Annotated in this window: 17 protein-coding genes; 7 read left to right on the forward strand and 10 right to left on the reverse strand. The window is 56.4% G+C overall.

The window, feature by feature from the left end:
• Positions 1–15: 15 nt before the first annotated feature.
• The gene (locus JN414_RS01230) at positions 16–1,071 is read right to left on the reverse strand and encodes an aromatic ring-hydroxylating dioxygenase subunit alpha (RefSeq protein ID WP_202206368.1); all 1,056 of its coding nucleotides are present in this window, start codon (positions 1,069–1,071) and stop codon (positions 16–18) included.
• Positions 1,072–1,249: 178 nt separating this feature from the next.
• Here JN414_RS01230 and JN414_RS01235 point away from each other — a divergent pair, with 178 nt between their 5' ends.
• Positions 1,250–1,780, forward strand: a complete 531-nt coding sequence (locus JN414_RS01235) for a DinB family protein (RefSeq protein ID WP_202206369.1) — start codon at positions 1,250–1,252, stop codon at positions 1,778–1,780.
• On the opposite strand, the gene JN414_RS01240 is transcribed toward JN414_RS01235, so the two are convergent.
• Positions 1,765–2,046: a SelT/SelW/SelH family protein gene (locus tag JN414_RS01240; RefSeq protein WP_063904605.1), complete on the reverse strand. Its 282-nt coding sequence runs from the start codon at positions 2,044–2,046 to the stop codon at positions 1,765–1,767. The genes JN414_RS01235 and JN414_RS01240 overlap by 16 nt on opposite strands.
• 179 nt (positions 2,047–2,225) lie before the next feature.
• Between JN414_RS01240 and JN414_RS01245 the strand changes: the two genes are divergently transcribed.
• Positions 2,226–3,011, forward strand: a complete 786-nt coding sequence (locus JN414_RS01245; RefSeq protein WP_202206370.1) for a phosphatase PAP2 family protein — start codon at positions 2,226–2,228, stop codon at positions 3,009–3,011.
• Positions 3,012–3,104: 93 nt separating this feature from the next.
• Here the strand turns inward: JN414_RS01245 and JN414_RS01250 are convergent, their stop codons facing one another.
• The 4 genes from JN414_RS01250 to JN414_RS01265 form a co-directional block, all read right to left on the reverse strand.
• Positions 3,105–5,060 carry a Hint domain-containing protein gene (locus tag JN414_RS01250; RefSeq protein WP_237389818.1) on the reverse strand — a complete coding sequence of 652 codons (1,956 nt, stop codon included), beginning with the start codon at positions 5,058–5,060 and terminating at the stop codon, positions 3,105–3,107.
• A 402-nt stretch (positions 5,061–5,462) separates the two neighbouring features.
• Positions 5,463–6,920, reverse strand: a complete 1,458-nt coding sequence (locus JN414_RS01255) for a chloride channel protein (RefSeq protein WP_202206372.1) — start codon at positions 6,918–6,920, stop codon at positions 5,463–5,465.
• A gap of 299 nt (positions 6,921–7,219) precedes the next feature.
• A complete protein-coding gene (locus JN414_RS01260) occupies positions 7,220–8,113 on the reverse strand; it encodes a cation diffusion facilitator family transporter (RefSeq protein ID WP_202206373.1) in 894 nt (297 codons plus the stop codon).
• 8 nt (positions 8,114–8,121) lie between these two features.
• The gene (locus tag JN414_RS01265) at positions 8,122–9,168 is read right to left on the reverse strand and encodes a cation diffusion facilitator family transporter (protein ID WP_202206374.1); all 1,047 of its coding nucleotides are present in this window, start codon (positions 9,166–9,168) and stop codon (positions 8,122–8,124) included.
• Between the two features lie 213 nt (positions 9,169–9,381).
• Here JN414_RS01265 and JN414_RS01270 point away from each other — a divergent pair, with 213 nt between their 5' ends.
• Entirely contained in the window at positions 9,382–9,969 is a 588-nt protein-coding gene (locus JN414_RS01270) for a DUF805 domain-containing protein (protein ID WP_202206375.1), read from the forward strand.
• A gap of 2 nt (positions 9,970–9,971) precedes the next feature.
• Here the strand turns inward: JN414_RS01270 and JN414_RS01275 are convergent, their stop codons facing one another.
• Genes JN414_RS01275 through JN414_RS01285 form a run of 3 tightly spaced genes read right to left on the reverse strand, consistent with a single transcriptional unit; the run spans position 9,972 to position 12,558 of the window.
• Positions 9,972–10,772: an ABC transporter permease gene (locus JN414_RS01275; protein ID WP_202206376.1), complete on the reverse strand. Its 801-nt coding sequence runs from the start codon at positions 10,770–10,772 to the stop codon at positions 9,972–9,974.
• Entirely contained in the window at positions 10,769–11,593 is an 825-nt protein-coding gene (locus tag JN414_RS01280) for an ABC-2 family transporter protein (RefSeq protein WP_086634362.1), read from the reverse strand. The genes JN414_RS01275 and JN414_RS01280 overlap by 4 nt, the downstream gene beginning before the upstream one ends.
• Entirely contained in the window at positions 11,590–12,558 is a 969-nt protein-coding gene (locus JN414_RS01285) for an ATP-binding cassette domain-containing protein (RefSeq protein ID WP_202206377.1), read from the reverse strand. The genes JN414_RS01280 and JN414_RS01285 overlap by 4 nt, the downstream gene beginning before the upstream one ends.
• 194 nt (positions 12,559–12,752) lie before the next feature.
• Between JN414_RS01285 and JN414_RS01290 the strand changes: the two genes are divergently transcribed.
• From JN414_RS01290 to JN414_RS01305, 4 genes are read left to right on the forward strand one after another with little or no spacing between them, the layout of a single operon-like run.
• Positions 12,753–13,334 carry a DJ-1/PfpI family protein gene (locus tag JN414_RS01290; RefSeq protein WP_202206378.1) on the forward strand — a complete coding sequence of 194 codons (582 nt, stop codon included), beginning with the start codon at positions 12,753–12,755 and terminating at the stop codon, positions 13,332–13,334.
• Between the two features lie 26 nt (positions 13,335–13,360).
• Positions 13,361–13,684: a ribbon-helix-helix domain-containing protein gene (locus tag JN414_RS01295; protein ID WP_046899987.1), complete on the forward strand. Its 324-nt coding sequence runs from the start codon at positions 13,361–13,363 to the stop codon at positions 13,682–13,684.
• A gap of 60 nt (positions 13,685–13,744) precedes the next feature.
• Positions 13,745–14,362: a TIGR00645 family protein gene (locus JN414_RS01300; protein ID WP_064273814.1), complete on the forward strand. Its 618-nt coding sequence runs from the start codon at positions 13,745–13,747 to the stop codon at positions 14,360–14,362.
• Positions 14,359–15,966, forward strand: coding sequence for an NAD(P)/FAD-dependent oxidoreductase (locus tag JN414_RS01305; RefSeq protein ID WP_202206379.1), 1,608 nt, complete (start codon positions 14,359–14,361; stop codon positions 15,964–15,966). The genes JN414_RS01300 and JN414_RS01305 overlap by 4 nt, the downstream gene beginning before the upstream one ends.
• Here the strand turns inward: JN414_RS01305 and JN414_RS01310 are convergent.
• Positions 15,963–17,249, reverse strand: a complete 1,287-nt coding sequence (locus tag JN414_RS01310; protein WP_202206380.1) for an MFS transporter — start codon at positions 17,247–17,249, stop codon at positions 15,963–15,965. The two genes, JN414_RS01305 and JN414_RS01310, sit on opposite strands and share 4 nt — an antisense overlap.
• Between the last annotated feature and the right edge of the window lie 216 nt (positions 17,250–17,465).

Here is a 17,465-nt window from a genome sequence, read left to right on the forward strand (position 1 = left end):
CCTCCTTTTTTGCGTTCAGGCCGTGAAAAACTGGCTCAGCCCCATCCCACGTAGGCCCCGGCGATAGGCGATGGAACTGCGATCTGCCATCACATGCGCCTCAAGGTTGGGGTCAAGAGGCAGGTTTTCCGGCTTCTGCGCCTCAACAATCTGACGGTCTTCTTCAAAGACGCGGCGATTGAATTCGTAAACATCCTCAACCGACCCGGTCGTATCGAAATTCCTGCAGATTGGCGCAAACATGCGTGTCACACGAGCCGAAACCGGTGAGGCTGCATTCATGATGACGAGCCTGCCATCGTTCGGGAAGTGGATTTCCAGCGTTGCCGTGAAGGGTAGGAAAACCCGGAAATGCCGGAGCCATTCGAAGTCCGCAAACTCTTCAACGCCCAGAAGCCCGTGCGGAAAGTTGGAGACGTTGCTACGGTATTCAGCCTCGAAACCCGTTTCCGTCAGCTTGGGTGAATAGGATGGAACGATCGGGTTCTCAGGGTCTGCAAAAGTCTCGGTATGGACGAAAGCAAAATGTGCCACGTCAATAAAGCCTTCGACCTGACGTCCTGCGAAGCCCTTGATGTCGATGGACGGGCAAGTGATCTGCTGGAAGGCTGGATTGTCCCAATGCGGCATCGGTGGGAGATTGATTTCTCCTTCGGGGCGCAGGCATGTCCAGATGAGGCCGAACCGCTCTACAACTGGGTAGGTCTTCAGGTGAAGTTTCGGCGGGATCTTGCTGTCCGGATGGGCAGGCACACGCACGCAACGGCCATCCTGACCAAACCGGAAACCATGATAGGCACAGGCAATCGTCTCGCCGTTTCCATTGCCCATGCTTAGCGGCACACCACGATGAGGGCACAGATCATCGGCAACGACGATATCATCTCCAGAGCGGTAAATGACGAGAGGTGCATCCAGCAGCACTGCCCCGAGCGGGCGCTCCCCGAGTTCACGGGAGAGGGCGACCGGGTGCCAGGACTTGGCAAGGATCTGCCAGTCTGCGGGTTCGAACGTACAGTTCCGTGGCAGGTCAACGGATGCGGCAGAGAGGCTGGCGCAGGCTGCGGTCATGGTTAGGGTCCCCGCGGGCTGAAGAACGGACTCGCAGAGCATTCCATGGATCATGCGTTCTCTGATATATTATAAATATGATTGAAGCGTTCTAATAATGAGGCATGATGAGCGGAGCGAATTGCCTCAAATGCCCCAATACGGCATGTATGAAACGAAATCGAAATGAGGTGCCTGTATGTCCAGACTGTCTCTTCCGCCTCATTTAAAGACGCTTTTTCTGTTTCTGGAATACCGCGCCTGGGCTGACAGGCTGGCATACGAAACGCTGTTACAGTTGCCCCGGTTGGAGATTGTGAAGCCGCGGCAGACGACGTTCAGCACCATTCTGGGTACGCTGAACCATGTGTATGTCGTTGACGACATTTTTCGTCATCATCTTCAGGGGAAGGATCACGGTTATCGGTCACGTCAGACCGACCAGATACCTGATCTCAAGACGCTCTGGCAGGCAACACAGTCCATGAACGAGTGGTATCTGGCTGCCGTGAAACAATGGAGCGTGGACGATCTGAACTGTCCGGTTTCATTTACATTTGTTGATGGACAGCCTGGGCGGATGACCCGTGAGCAGATCATTCTTCATGTCGTCAATCATGCCACTTACCACCGGGGATTTGTAGGCGACATGCTTAAGCAGATCCCGGAGAACTGGCCATCCAATGACCTGACGGTGTTTCTCCGGGATGAGGATCAGCGGTCTGTGTGACCAAGGTCCTGCTCAGGCGCGATGACGTCCCGGACACGCTGTTTGAGCTCTTTTGGGCCAGGAAATCCACCATCGCGCTTGCGTTCCCAGACGAGTACGTCATCAACGTGAATTTCAAAGCGGCCGCCAGTATCAGGGATCAGGGCGACTTCCCCGAGAGCCTGCCCAAACGTGGAGAGCAGTTCCTGAGCCATCCAACCAGACCGCAGAAGCCAGTTGCATTGCGTGCAATATCGGATTGAGACGCGCGGTGCAGTGGAGGACATGTCTTTTCTCCCGGGGTGAAACGTTGAGGATCATCATTGCACAGCACGGCAACTCTGCCATCTGTCAGATGTGTCTTCAGGGATGACGTGCAACGGTCATAAAGAAACACTTTCCCCCGACGGGAAGAGAACATTATGAAAGTGGATCATCTTTTCCATTTTGCGAGACCCTGCACCGCATGATTTCTTCTGTTCGCCTGCCTGTTGCGCTTCTGATGTGCGCTACTCTGCTCTCAGCTTGTGAAGCACCCTCTCGGCAGCCTTTGCCGGAAACTGCAGCACCGGATGTTCGGCTTGTGCTGCCGCCTCCGCCAGGGGTGGGAAGTGCTGCACAGGCGGATGATGACAGGGTTTTTCATGAGACGCGCGCCTTGAAAGATACGCCGCGCTGGGTGCTGGCGCAGAAAGATGCAGATCTGGAAGTACCGCATCTGGTGCGCGATTTTTCCTGCGCCGTTGGTTACACGCTGGATCTGGCCAAAGCGCCGCATCTGGCCATCGTCCTGAAGCGGATGGAAAATCCCATCATCCACCGGACCTCTGAAGCCAAGCATTACTGGCACCGGACGCGTCCGTTTGTTGGTACGAACCTCCCGATCTGCACCTCGCCGGAGGGGTTGGGCCTTCATTCCTCATATCCGTCCGGCCACACGACGGCAGGATATGGCATGGCGCTTGTGCTGGCCCACCTGATGCCTGAACATGCCACCATGCTTCTGCAGCGTGGGCGTGTTTTTGGCGAGAGTCGGATTGTCTGTGGAGCGCACTGGAAATCAGACGTGCAGGCTGGCTTTTTGAATGCATCGTCTGAAATGGATGCGCTTCTTGCTGCTCCAGAATTGCAGGATGATCTTGCTGCCGCCCGGGAAGAGCTGCGCGCCATGAAGGCTACGGCCCCTGCACCAGACGCTGCTGATTGTGCTGCAGAAGCAGACGCTGCTGCACATTCCATTCTGTCTGAATAATAAAAATCCGGCCAGGGGCATGAAGTCCTGTGGCCGGATTGTTTTTGAATCTCTGTCATGCGGCCACCCTGTTTATGGTGGCCGCTTTCAGTTTTATGCCTGAAGAACAGAGACTTCAGTGGTCTGCTGGTCGATGTATGGGCCGCCAGCAACGATTTCTACGGCAAGAAGAGACATGCCGTGCGGTACAGGGCTGGAACCAAGATCGAGTTCGGCATCGCCGAGTGTCCAGCGAATGGCGGAGTTGTCTTTGTCAGCCCAGCCTGGAAGCTCGGATGCTTCCAGATGAGATGTGATCCTGCGTGTGCTTTCCGAGGCATACAGGGTGATGTCCCCAACCAGCACGCCTAGGTCACGACGGTCATCCACATACGGCCCGATGGCATCAGATGGTTTTGCCGTTCTCGAAACAAGGCGCACACTGCCCACGTTTGACGGCAGCATGAAGATCGCACGGCCATTGCTCTCACGGGACTGACGGATCATTTTGCCTGCCGGTGTGATCAGATGCAGGTCCGGGTCTGTTACGATCATTCTGACGTCACGAACGTCTGCAAGACCGAGGTCCATCGCGCGTTGGGCAAGAGCGTGATGGATGGGCTCAACCTTGTCACGGCTGACGGTCAGCGGGGCAGCGGCATCTGCTTCCCATGTTCGTACAGGGCTGCTCAGGCTGACGACGGCATTGTCCTGCGTGAAGCCATCACGATTGCCTGTATTGAGATAGCTCTCGGTCAGCATTCCGTCAGACGTAAGGACAGAATGCACATCCGTCTCGATATGGAAGTAATCGTAGGATGTGATGGAGGTATCGTAAATAATGCTGCGGCCATTCACGAGCATACGGGCCGGGATCAGGCCGCCATCAATGAACAGGCTATGCTCTGGCGTAACCAGAAGGTCCTTGGACGGAACGCCATCCGCAATCGCATTCTTGCAGATGCGGACAGGATAACCCGCTACATCCGGAGCCAGTCCCTGACGGACGATGGCGTGCTTCCGACCCACCCACACAACTGGGCGAGCCTGTTCTCCCTCAGGTGTCCACGCGAGAACCTTGGCGCCAATTTGGATGTCCTGAACGGGCATGTCACCGGTCGTGGTGCGGATCATCGTATCCGCGAGGAAGCAGACTTCCGCTCCCTTATCCAGAGAGATGACTGTCTTTCCATTCCGGTCTGGAGAGAAATGGGCGTGGTACTTGGAGTAATCGCCTACGAGCTTGATGGTGTAGGATGCTTTACCCTGAGTTACGGTCAGGACATTGCCGACGATCTTTGCGGCCGTGTTGCCCTGATAGTCCAGCGTGCTGACGTCAATCTGACCGCCGGGTACAAGCATCGTGCCGGTTATGCTGCCGCCCTGAATGACAAGAGAGCCACCCGAAGAGACGATCGTCCCGCTCGCTGTGCCTTTATTGCCGACAACAATGTTGCCTCCGGCATTGACGATCGTGTTGACGGCACTGCCACCACTCGAAACGTTCAGACGCGCAGCAGCGCCAGATACAGTCGCACCGGAAGCAACAGCATTCTGGCTGATGTTCTCAACACCGCCTGCCAGAATACGATCGCGAACTGTCGTGCCGCCAGTCGCGACCACTGTGCCGCCAGAGGTAACGGTGTTGGCCGTCGCTGTTCCCGAGGTCAGGGTCTGCTTGCCGCCGCTTTGAATGGACGCATTGAAGCTCGAACCACCGAAGATGAACTGATTGCCATTGCTTGCAACGGTGCTGCTGGCAACGCCCCCCTTGTTGACGGTCTGACCCGCTCCTCTGGTGGCAATTGTGCCGGTCGCGGTTCCGCCGGAATAGATGACCTCTTCCGTATCGGGGACTGTGAGAATGGAACTGATGGTCTTGCCACCAGAGTAAACCTGCAGGTGACCACCTGCTGTGACTGTTGTGTCGATGGCTGTGCCACCGGATTGCACGACGAGGTAGTCATTCTTTCCTGAAATATAGAGTCCACTGACGGTCGTATTATGCTGTCTACGTGTCAGTCCATTATGGCAAGGATCAGGATATCGGGAAGGAGTTCTATGGTTCACTATGATGTCTTTTCTTGGGGAAAGACGCGGTTGCGCGCCATAATGAATGCCACTGGGTCAATCAAAGATATTTTTGATTATGGGCATGTGGAGTTGTTATTGCCTTGAGGCTCCTGAATCCGTGTTCTTTTCAGGCACGGCGGTTCAATGGCATGTTCAGATTTTAAAAACAATAAGAAGTTTTGTTTTTTGTATCTTTATGTGAAATTTTTTTTCTAAGATCGGCATCTGTGGAGATGAAGAAATGGCGGAAAACTCAGGGTAATCTAGCCGTTATCACGCAGTAAAATGAATTGATCTCTCGATAGAGATATCGAGGCATATTGGAAGAGTTTGAATTTGGATTAATTACTTATTAACGAAAAGAATCTCAGGCGACGTTTCTTAATAAAAAAGCGCTCCTTAGAGCGCTTTTTTATTGTCGGTGCTTTCTGTGTTCGATTCTGGCGCCCCAGGTCTGGGCGGTCGCAGGGCATGTTCGTTGGCTTCCATGAATCTGTCAGCCAGCGCGGTGTACAGTGGACGAGGGCACACCATGCGAGAAACGCCAAACGCCAGAAAGGATGTGGCCAGTAGCGCAAGCGTGACCTGCTGATTGTCACACATCTCCATGACGATGATGGTCGCTGTGAGGGGCGACTGCGCGACGCCGCAGAAATAGGCGACTGTGCCCAGCAGTACGACTGCGCCGGGTGTAGTGTGGGGCAGAAACTGCTCAACCCAGCCTCCAATGGCAGCACCAATCGCCAGTGATGGCGCAAACATGCCGCCCGGAATGCCTGAGCAATAGGACACCAGCATCGCTAGATATTTCAGGACAAAGAAAGAGGCTGGATAGTGCTCTGTTCCTGAAAAGATGGCGCGAGCCTGTGCATAGCCCGTTCCATAGGTTGTACCTTTGGAGATCAGGCCAATGATAGCCAGTACAAGACCACAGGCCGCAGCAAACGCGATGGGGCGTTTCCCGGCGAAACGTCCGACGGGGCCAGGAAGGCCCCGCGATGCCTTGATAACCAGTGCTGCAAACGTTCCGCCTGCCAGTCCGCCGAGGATGCCGCAGGTCAGCACCGCGATCCACGCTGTGCCAACCGGGATATCAACGTCTGCATGGCCGAAATAGGTGTAGTTTCCCAACAGCGCGATTGCCGTCACACCGGAAACGACAACGACGGTCAGTGTCCGTCCGGATGTACGCTGTTCGAAGGAATGTGAGAGTTCCTCGATCGCAAAGACGATGCCGGCCAGGGGCGTATTGAATGCTGCGGCCATACCAGCGGCGCCACCGGCAAGGATCATGCTGCGCTTTGCAGCGATGTTGGATTGTCCCAGCAGGCGCGAAAAGGCATGCATGATGGATGCCCCGACCTGAACGCTCGGGCCTTCGCGCCCGATCGAAGCACCGCACAGCAGGCCCAGACAGGTTAGAAGAATCTTTCCAACAGAAATCTTGAGCGCCAGAACCCTGTCCACCATCGTGTAATTCTCGATGTGCAGGGTGGCGATTGTTTGCGGAATGCCTGACCCCTGTGCGCCTTTGAAAAGGGTTCGGGTCATCCATGTGATGAAGGCAAGCCCTGCTGGAGCGACGAACAGCATCGCCCAGGGGTGCCATTCCAGAATTCGCGTTCTCAGATCAGCCGCTGCATCGCCCATGCGTGCGAAAAGCACGGCAACAACACCAATCAGAACGGCACCGATCCAATAGATGACAGTGCGCCGCCACTGGGTTGTCGTGGCGCGGGCTGAACGTCTCAGATGATGAATACGGTCTTTACGGCGCAGGGCGTGCTGCGAGGACAGATGCCCCGGTGGGAGAGGCTTGGGAGCGGAGCCTGAAGAAGGGGGCAAAGTATCGGCCAATGGAGGACGTCCAGGAAGGAGTGTCGGGCAAGGGAAGATACGCCCGGACCAAACTCCGCGCGTTACATGTCCGGTCCTGCCAGCCTTCTTCGCGCCGGGTCAAGAAGTCTGAACCGATCAAGTAGAAAAATCAGAGGCCTGTACAACCCGAAACCGGAAAGACTGTCGCAGCAAAAGCATGTTCGGAGGGCCGCCCCTTTTACAGTCAAAGCCTTATAGTTTGGTTTCCACTGTAAGGCGTGGTCTGAGATTGGAGACTTCTGGTCAAAGAGACTGATAATGGTAGTAAAATTTGCCGTTCAGGAGAGAACCAGAATGCCAGAATGCTTGGCCTTGTCAGCAGGTTCGACATGAATATGAATTGAAGCTCGGCCCAGTTCTTCCCTCAGGCCTGCCTCGATCCGGTCACAGATTTCATGAGCGTCATGCACACTCATTTCGCTCGGGACCACAAGGTGGAATTCTACGAAATGCAATACCCCGACCTTTCGCAGGCGCAGATCATGCGCTTCGAGAGCACCCGTTCCGCTTGAGGAAATGACAGCCTTTACGGTTTCCACGGCTTCTGTGCCCGGAATTTCATCCATAAGACCTGACATGGACAGGCTCATCATCGAGAAGCCGGCTCGCAGAACGTTCAGGGCGACCAGCGCGGACAGAACTGCATCCAGACGGTCCCATTTGATGACCGGGATCAGGGAAACGCCAATGACCAAGGCGACAGTCGCCCAGACGTCAGACTGAACATGCTCGCCCGCAGCCAGCAGAGCCTGTGATGAATTCTTCCGGCCAAACCCGATGAGAACCCGTGCCCAAACCAGATTGACGACACCGGCCAGCGCATTCAGTGCAACGCCCTGGAACGGGGCATGGACCGGCGTGGGGTGCATCCAGTCATGCACAGCAACAACGAGAATGCCGAGTGCCGTCAGAACAACCAGAACGCCTTCAATGACGGCGGACAGGTATTCTGCCTTGCCATGGCCATAAGGGTGGTTGTCGTCGGCTGGGAGAGCCGCAATGGAAAGTGCCCACAAAGTGCCAAATGCCGCAATGACATTCAGAATGGTCTCAATGGCATCGGACAGCAGGGCATCTGAGCCGGACGCCCAGAATGCTGCGTACTTGATGGCCAGAACCACTACGCTCACCCCGATGGAAGCGTAGGCAATCTTGATACGCGTTGAAATCATTGAAGTTCTCAGCAGCAGACCTGTTGAAGATCGCAGGATGCTGGTGAACTTTCGATCTGGAAGGTGGGGTGAGAAATTTTGAACTTGTCTCGCAGAAGGATTGTGGCCTGCGTGATGATCTGCTCAGGGCTCTGCAATGTGGTCTCATCCCGGATGAGGTGCACAGTCAGAGCAGTTTCCGTCGTGCTCATGGGCCAGATGTGCAGGTGATGCAGCCCACTTACGCCGGGAACGGCCAATAGGGCGGCCTGAACGTCAGCAGGTACAATTCCGGCAGGAACGCCATCAAGGGATAGGGACACCGACCCTTTAAGCAGGGACCATGTTGCGACAATGATGGACACAGAGACAATCAGGCTGACGATCGGGTCAATGATCTGAAAGCCGGTCCATGTGATCAGGAGCCCTGCAATCACAACGGCAAAGGCCATCATGGCATCAGATGCCATATGCATGAACGCGCCGCGAATATTGAGGTCGTTCGAGGCCCCCTTCATGAAAAGGAGGGCAGTAAATGCGTTGACCGCAATTCCGACGAGCGCCACCCAACTGACGACCGTTCCCTCAACAGGCGCGTTGGCGAAAAGCCGAACGATGGATTCCCAGATGATCCCGCCTGTCACCAGTAGCAGGACTGTCGCATTCACGAAGGCCGCAAGAATGGTGGAACGGCGCAGGCCATAGGTGAAGCGTGTGGTAGGGGCACGACGGGCCAGACTTTCGGCCAGCCATGCTGCGCCAAGGCCCAGAATGTCCGACAGGTTGTGTCCTGCGTCTGCCAGAAGGGACAGGGAGTGTGCCCAGACGCCCCAAAGGGCTTCGGCAACGACATAAACCGTGTTCAGGATGATCCCGATAGCGAAGGCACGGCCGAAATTCGCCGGTGCATGCGTATGTGGACGCCCGAAACCAAACCCATGATCGTGCCCGTCACAGCCTTCATGGTCATGATCCTGGTGATCACGAGAGGCATGGTCGTGCCCATCTGCATGAGAATGGTCATGATCGGTGTGGTCATGGCCGTGTGCGCACGTGTGGCTGTGATCTGATGTCATGTCCGGGCAAATCTGTGGCTGGAGTGTCGCATCATATAGCATCTCGTTCCATCAACCCAAGCGATGATCTGGCTCTTGCAGAATTGTCGGGGTTGATGCCGGCAGGAGGGTAGTTTTCCCATGCCGTGGCTGGACGCGCCGGTTATATTCCGTAACAAAGAGGAGGCCTAACCCTGTAATGTCAGCAGAGGGGCACTTGCAGGGAGAGTGTCCATGAAAGGCACCGTTCTCGGATTTGATGTTCAGACGAGCGAAGGCGTGATCCTGAATGATCAGGACGTTCGGTATGCATTTTCGAAAATGAACTGGCGGGACACTCTGGCGCCCATGAAGGGGCAGCGGGTGGATTTCGAGCCCTGGGGCACAATGGCCAACAATGTGTTTCTGGATATTCAGTTCGGGCAGTTTACGTCTTTGCCTGCTGCGGACATGTCTTTTACGGATGCTGTCAGGGCCTGTCTGCGCCGGGCAACGGATTTTCAAGGCCGCTCCCGCCGGAAGGAATACTGGTATTTCAGGATTTTCGGGATCCTGTGTTCCATCGTCATTTCCATGATTTCCAGTGACCTCAGGCATGGAGGCGGCGGCATTGTCGCGTTACTGGGTATCGCAGCTTTTTTTGCGTGGCTCTATCTGTTCGTGGTGGATCTCAGCGTGTCAGTCCGACGGTTGCACGACACCGGACGCTCAGGCTGGTGGGTGCTATTATACTTTACAGTGATCGGAACTATTCCGTTGCTGATCATGATGTGCTTCGACACGGACTACCGGATCAACAAATGGGGCTATCCGGCCAAATAGCCTTAGCTTCCGCTTGAAACATATCCGGCTACACCTCTCTGCCAGCACAGAACCATCAGGCCAAGGAACGTAAAGCCCATTCCCGGCGAGAGCAGGCCGAACCAGATGGGCATGCCCAAAGGGTCAGGATGGTTCAGCATGGCGAGAGCAGGGTAGTAGCAGACGGCTGATAGCGGGAGCGCCCATGTCAGGAAGCGACGGAGCCAGCGCGCGAACATGGTGAGCGGGTATTGTCCTGCTTCCACGCCGCCATAGGTCAGGACGTTTACAACCTCCAGCCCTTCGACCGTTACGAAACACAGGGCGGCCTGTCCGATCAGAACGCCCAGAAACATGGCGGCCCCACCCGTCACTGCCCAAGGCAAAAGCCAGACTGTCGCCCATGAGACATGTGGCGAGAGCCAGAAACCTGCTCCCATAACAAATGCCCCCTGAAGGAAGCGGCCGATCGGGCGAAGTCTCAGTTCGTGGCCAAGAAGCAGGACGAGTGTCGAGCGTGGGCGAAGAAGAAGCCGGTCAAATGAACCTGTCTTGACGTATTCGCCGCCAAAAACTTCAAAGCCGCGGCCAAGGGTTTCGGCAATCGCGAAGGACACGTTTACCAGTCCGTATAGAACGGCCACGGCGCCAATATCCCAGCCAGCGATGCTGCCAAACCGCTGGAACAGGCTCCAGATTCCGAAGAAGCTCAGCAGAGTGGTGACGAAATTTCCAATTAACTGAAGCGCGAATGTTCCGGGATATCGCAGTTGTGCCTTGATCGAGGCCGCTGCCATCCGTCGATAGAGTGAAAACGCATTCATGCGCCCTGAACCTCCATCCGGGAGATGGTGCGATGCATCCAGAAGCGCCCCACAAGTGTGAGTGCGGCCAGCCAGAAACATTGAATGCCCAACGCGGTCAGAACGCCGCCCGGGATGGCCATGCCCATGTAGAGCCGAATGGGAATGTCAGAAATTCCGGCAAAAGGCTGGAACAGGAGCAACTCACGCGCCCAATCGGGATAAAGCGGCAGCGGCAGGAGCATTCCTGAGAGCAGAACAGCCAAGGGTGTGCCGACAGCATACGTTCCGAGAGGCGATAATGTTCGGGCCGTTACGATATTCCACCACATCACGATGCTTGCAGAGATGAAAGCACCGAGGATGAAGGAGCACAGAGCCAGCATTGCGGCCCACAATGAGGCTGGCGGGGCAAGGCTCCAGCCATTCAGCCCAACGAGGGCAGCAAGTGGCCCTGCGACAGCAGCAAGAAGGACTGCGCGCGGGATGGCGTTGCCAAGAAGACGGGCAAGCGAAGCCGAGAGCCACCAGTTCCACAGATCGACGGGGCGCAACAGGTCATAGACAATTGCTCCGCTCTTGGCCGCTTCACCAATAGCGGGGAGGCAGCCAAGAGGAAGCAGGGTGAAGAGGGATTGCTGGATCCAGGTGTAAGTCATGGCCTGACGCAGCGTCATGGGGGCATCTACGCCGGGGGCATGATGGTAAACCGCGGCATAGGCCATGAGGGAAATCGCGCCGAACCACATCTGCGCCACAAGCCCCGCCAGTACTGCAAGACGATATCGCAGACCAATTTTCCATTGCAGGACGAAAGACGTCACATAGGGTTTGATGGTCACGATGCGTGGTCCGCGTAGAAGCGTGTAATAATTTCTTCAATCGCCGGGCGCCCGATCCGCAGATCACCCAAGCCCGGCAGTGTCGAAAGATGCGCCACAAGCACAGGCGCGGGCAGGCGTTGCGGATCAAACGTGATCGTCACGCTGCGAGAGCCACGCGCTGTTTCTGTTGCGCCATCTGGCAGAAGCAGGTCTGGCAGCGGCCCGGTAAAATCTGCTTCCAGAATACGTTCCGAGAGGGTGGTCGCCTGAAGGGCTTCAAACGGGCTATCCGCAAGAATGCGACCGTGACCGATGACGATGACCCGGTCTGCCAGGGCTTCGATATCATGCATGTCATGCGTGGTCAGAAGCACCGTTGTGCCGCGCTCGCGTCGCAGATCCCGCACAAAAGCGCGTACCGCCAGCTTGGATGGGGCATCCAGCCCAATCGTAGGTTCATCCAGAATAATCACATCCGGATCATGGATCAGGGCTGCTGCGATTTCTGCCCGCATGCGTTGGCCGAGAGACAACTGCCGGACGGACTGATCCATGATGCCGTGCAGATCCAGCGCATCCGCCAGATGCTCCCGGTTGCGGAGGAACCTCGCTGGCTCCACGCTGTAAATATCCCGGAGAAGCGCCAGTCCCTCCCCAACAGAGAGATCCCACCAGAGCTGCGTGCGCTGGCCAAACACCACGCCAATCCGCGCGACATGTGCGATCCGGTTTTCCCAAGGGATCAGGTTGCCAACGCGGACGGTCCCGGAGGTCGGGCGCAGGATACCCGCCAGAATTTTGATGGCAGTGGATTTTCCAGCGCCATTCGGCCCGATGAAACCGGCAATCTCGCCTGCAGGGACTGTGAAAGAAATGCCGTCCAGAGCCGTGATTTCGCGCGTTTTACCACGCCAGCTGCCGCCATCACGGACCTGATATGTCTTGCGGAGGTCATGCACCTCAATCGCGGCAGCATTCTTCATGACGGAACAGGGCCTTCTGACGGCACCAGGGTGCCATGACTGAACGGAATAATAGTTCTGCGTGAGCTCTCATCTTCAGGCAAGTGGGAGGCAATGGTGACAGAGCGGAATGTCATCACCACCTATTACCCACGCGCTTCCCGGATACAGTAAGAAGGGAGCAGTGTTGTGAACTTGATCGTCAGGATGATCCAATGGCCAGTAAACGTATTCTCATGCTCGCAGGTGATTTCGTTGAAGATTACGAAATCATGGTGCCATTCCAGACGCTGCTGATGGTGGGACACAAGGTTGATGTGGTGTCACCGGGCAAGAAGGCTGGAGAACAGATAGCAACGGCCATCCACGATTTCGAAGGCCATCAGACGTACACTGAAAAGCGCGGTCATAACTTCACGCTGAACGCCACTTATGCAGGCGCAAAAGCGGAAGACTATGACGCACTGGTCATTCCAGGTGGTCGTGCTCCGGAGCAGCTCAGCACCGATGAGAGCGTGCTGGACCTGATCCGCGCTTTCGTCACGGCTGACAAACCGATTGCCGCTGTCTGCCATGGCCCGCAGCTTCTCGCCGCAGCAAATGTCATCTCAGGCCGCAAGGTCTCCGCTTATCCGGCCTGTCGTGCTGAAATGATCCTTGCAGGGGCTGACTATCAGGCCATCGCAATTGATGGTGCAGTGACAGACGGCAAGCTCGTAACAGCGCCGGCGTGGCCAGCACATCCGGCATGGATTGGTCAGTTCCTGAAGGTTCTGGGAACCAAAATCGAAGCCTGAGCCTTTGTTCCGTCGGGAGAGCCCATATGTGTGAACTCTATGTCCGTGCCGATCCGATCTTTTATGAAAGCCGTACGCGGTCACTGCGGATTCATGGGGTCGTAACGACGATCCGGCTGGAAAACATGTTCTGGGACATCCTGACGGAAATCGCGGCGGCAGATGGCATGACCGTCAATCAACTTATCACCAAGCTTTCGGACGAAATTCTCGAACTGCGTGGTGAACTGCCGAATATGGCGTCGTTCCTAAGGGTCAGTTGCCTTCGCTATCTGGACCGGGAACGTCGCGTGCAGTCAGGTTCCAGTTCCGCCGTTGGTCAGACTGTTGCGTTGCGTCGGGTTGGATAATCGATACGGCGCAGCAAAGAGGCATTGGCGGAAAGGCTCGCAAAATCGTACAGAAGGACCATGACGACTCCTTCTTCCCCACAGGGCCAGAAACCCGGCAGCAATCCCTTGTCCTCGCGACGCGCAGAACACGTCATGGAACGTGCCTTCTTCGCAACCCGCTGGATTGCCGCACCGCTTTATTTCGGCCTGACCATCGGGCTGCTGCTGGTGGCCTTCAAGTTCTTCCAGCAGCTTCTGGGTCTTGTTCTCAAGGCAACCGGCCTGGATTTCGATGACGTTTTTGTTGGTGTGCTGGATCTGATCGATCTGGTCCTGCTGGCGAACCTGCTGCTGATCGTCATGTTCTCGGGTTACGAGAACTTTGTTTCCCGTCTCGATATCCGCCAGCACGAAGATTATCCGTCCTGGATTGGTCACGTGACGTTCGGGGATATCAAGATCAAGCTCATGGCGTCCATCGTCGCCATGTCTGCCATCCATGTTCTGGCTGATTTCATTCGTGTGGATGACACCTCCACGCGCGCTCTGGAATGGAGCGTCGGGATTCATCTGGCCTTCGTTGTGTCCGGTGTTCTGATGGCCGTCATGGATCGCATCATGGAAGGTTCGCCGGATACGCATCACGCCGATCCGCAGCCTGACGCCGCCCAGCACAAAGAAAAGCACGACGCATGATTCGCCTGACAGAACTGCGCCTACCGCTGGAGCACTCGGAAGAGGCGCTCCGGGAGGCGGTGCTGACGCGCCTCAATATCCCGTCCGAGGCCCTGAAAAGTTTCAAGATCGCCCGACGCGGATACGATGCCCGCAAGCGCGGTCACATCGTTCTGGTATACAGCATCGACTGTGACGTGACGGACGAGGCGTCTGTGCTTGCGGCCCACGAAGCGGACCAGCATGTTCGCTCCACGCCTGACACAACCTATCATCTTCCCCAAGCCACGTTGCCCGAGGGGATGCCGCGCCCTGTGGTTATCGGGGCAGGTCCTTGCGGGATCATGGCGGCGCTGACGCTCGCGCAGACCGGTCTCAAGCCTATCATCATCGAACGTGGAAAAGAGGTTCGCGCCCGAACGGTTGATACGTTTGCCTTGTGGCGGAAATCCGTTCTGACGCCCGAGAGCAATGTGCAGTTTGGCGAAGGCGGAGCCGGGACGTTCTCTGACGGCAAGCTCTACTCTGGCGTGTCCGATCCCCGCAATCTGGGCCGACGTGTCATTGAAGAGTTTGTTCGGGCCGGTGCGCCGGAAGAGATCCTGTACGTCTCCAAGCCTCATATCGGGACGTTCCGACTGGTCTCGATGGTGATGTTCATCCGTGAGGAAATCGAACGTCTCGGCGGTGAATACCGGTTTGAGACGCGCGTCGATGGTTTTGACATGGAAGGTGAGGGAACAGAACGCCGTCTGCGAGGCCTACGCCTATCAACGGGAGAGACCCTGCCTGCCGAGCGCGTTATCCTGGCCGTTGGGCATTCCGCACGCGACACCTTCGAAATGCTCCGCGATGCGAACGTTGCCATGGATGCCAAGCCGTTCTCTATCGGTGTACGGATCGAACATCCCCAGTCTGTCATTGATACAGCCCGTTTCGGCTCATACGCCGGGAACGATCTGCTGGGTGCCGCTGATTACAAGCTGGTTCATCACGCGTCGAACGGCCGGGCTGTGTATTCGTTCTGCATGTGCCCGGGCGGACAGGTCGTGGCGGCCACGTCTGAAATCGGACAGGTCGTGACCAATGGCATGAGCCAGTATTCCCGTGCCGAACGGAATGCGAATAGTGGAATTGTCGTTGAAGTGACGCCGGAAAAGGACTTTCCGAACGATGTTCTGGCGGGTGTCGAACTTCAGCGGAAATGGGAAAAGGCAGCGTTTGTGGCCGGTGGCGGCGATTACCGTGCTCCTGCCCAGCGCGTCGGGGATTTTCTGGCCGGTCGCCCTTCCACAACGCTGGGTGACGTCGTGCCGTCCTACCAGCCGGGTGTGACACCGACTGATCTGACGCTCTGTCTGCCGGATTTTGTTTCGGACGCCATTCGTGAGGCCTTGCCGCGTTTTGAACGCAAGCTGAAGGGCTTCTCGATGGATGATGCTGTTATGACCGGAGTGGAAACGCGTACGTCTTCCCCGATCCGGCTTCAGCGAGACCGTGATGGCCAGAGCCCAACATTGCGTGGGCTTTTCCCTGCGGGAGAAGGGGCAGGATATGCCGGCGGTATTCTGTCCGCCGGCATAGATGGAATCCGTACCGCCGAGTGGCTGGCAGCCTCTCTTTAAGAGGCTGCTTCTTCGTCGCCTTCCATGGTTTCACCCGGAAGGTGCTTCGGCTGAAGCAGGGCGATACCGGCCGTGACGGCACTGGACCCGACTACGAAGGCTTCCGCAGTGAGCGGGAGTGTGATCGGGGTCCGGCCAATTCCCGGGATCAGCCATCCGGCAATACCCTGCCCGATAGACCCTAGAGCATAACCCAGCCCCATTCCGAAGCTACGTGTCTCGGAAGGGAAGCATTTCGCCAGATAATGCGGCACAAGGGCAAAGATACCGGATGCAGCAGCGCCCATGACGAAGGCTGCCGTCAGCAGCATGCTCCAGGACGGAGCGCTCAGGAACGGCCAGATTGTCAGAACGACAATCGCAATCGCCCCAAGCATGACCTTCAGGTCACCCCATCGTTCTGCCAGCCAGCCACACAGGATTTTTCCAGCGAACGATCCGATGCAGTAGAGGGTAATGGGAATGAAGATGTCCTGTGGTGTCAGGTGATGGCTCCCACGCAGGATCGTCGGGTAAAATGTGTAAATGGCCGCTTTTTGAAATTCCAGAAACGCCATGAAGGCAATTGCCTGTAGGGCCGCTCCGTTCAGGCGGAATTTTACCTTGGGAAGAGGCTGTGTCGGCGTTTTGGCCTGACCGGCCGCCCGGTCTGCCCGGTTCCGCAGCCAGACCGGGCTTTCCTTGACCCCGAGGCGAATGAAAATCGCAAGAAGAGCAGGCGCCAGTCCGATGAAGAACAGCATGCGCCAGCCATAATGCGGCAGGATCAGAGCCTGCGCTCCGGCTGCTGCAAAATATCCGACTTCATAACCTGACATCATGAGCGCAGACGCCATCGGACGTGTCCAGGCGGGAACACTTTCCATCAGGAGGGCTGCAGAGGCGGTCCATTCACCACCAAAACCGATGCCGAACAGGAACTGGACAATACCCAGCATCAGAAGACTGTGGGACAGGCCCGTCATGGCAGAAAAAACACCGAACCAGACAACGCCGAGCATAAAGGCCAAACGACGGCCATAACGGTCAGCGAGCCAGCCCCAGCTTGTATTACCTATGGCTCGTCCAAGGGATTGGGCTGTCAGAACCATCCCCAGTGTGCCGATGGTGCAGCTGAAATCATGAGCGATGTCCGGCAGTGTGAACATCAGGGATGTCTGGTCAAAAGCGTCCAGAAACCATCCCAGGAAAGACGCAAACGTCACCTGCCAGAAAGGTAGCAAAGCCTTGAGAGAGTTGCGGGAAGACGTGTTCGGGGCGGAGCGAGAGAGAGCATCCGTCATCAACAATGTCCTGACAGGCAGATTGAACCTGCGCGCTTGAAGGAAGTGGCACGGAAAATCCGCTGGAGCAAAATCGGTAGCAGAATTGTCCTGATTGAGCGAACGAAGAATTTGACTCTTGGTTCCTCGGCGATTTTGTCGAAACCCCACGGGAAAGTGAGCGAAAAACGGCTGTTGTTAAGGGAAAATTAGCCTTCTCCCGTCATTCTGTCGCGC

It is taken from the genome of Gluconobacter sp. Gdi, from assembly GCF_014132155.1.
Lineage (GTDB): Bacteria > Pseudomonadota > Alphaproteobacteria > Acetobacterales > Acetobacteraceae > Gluconobacter.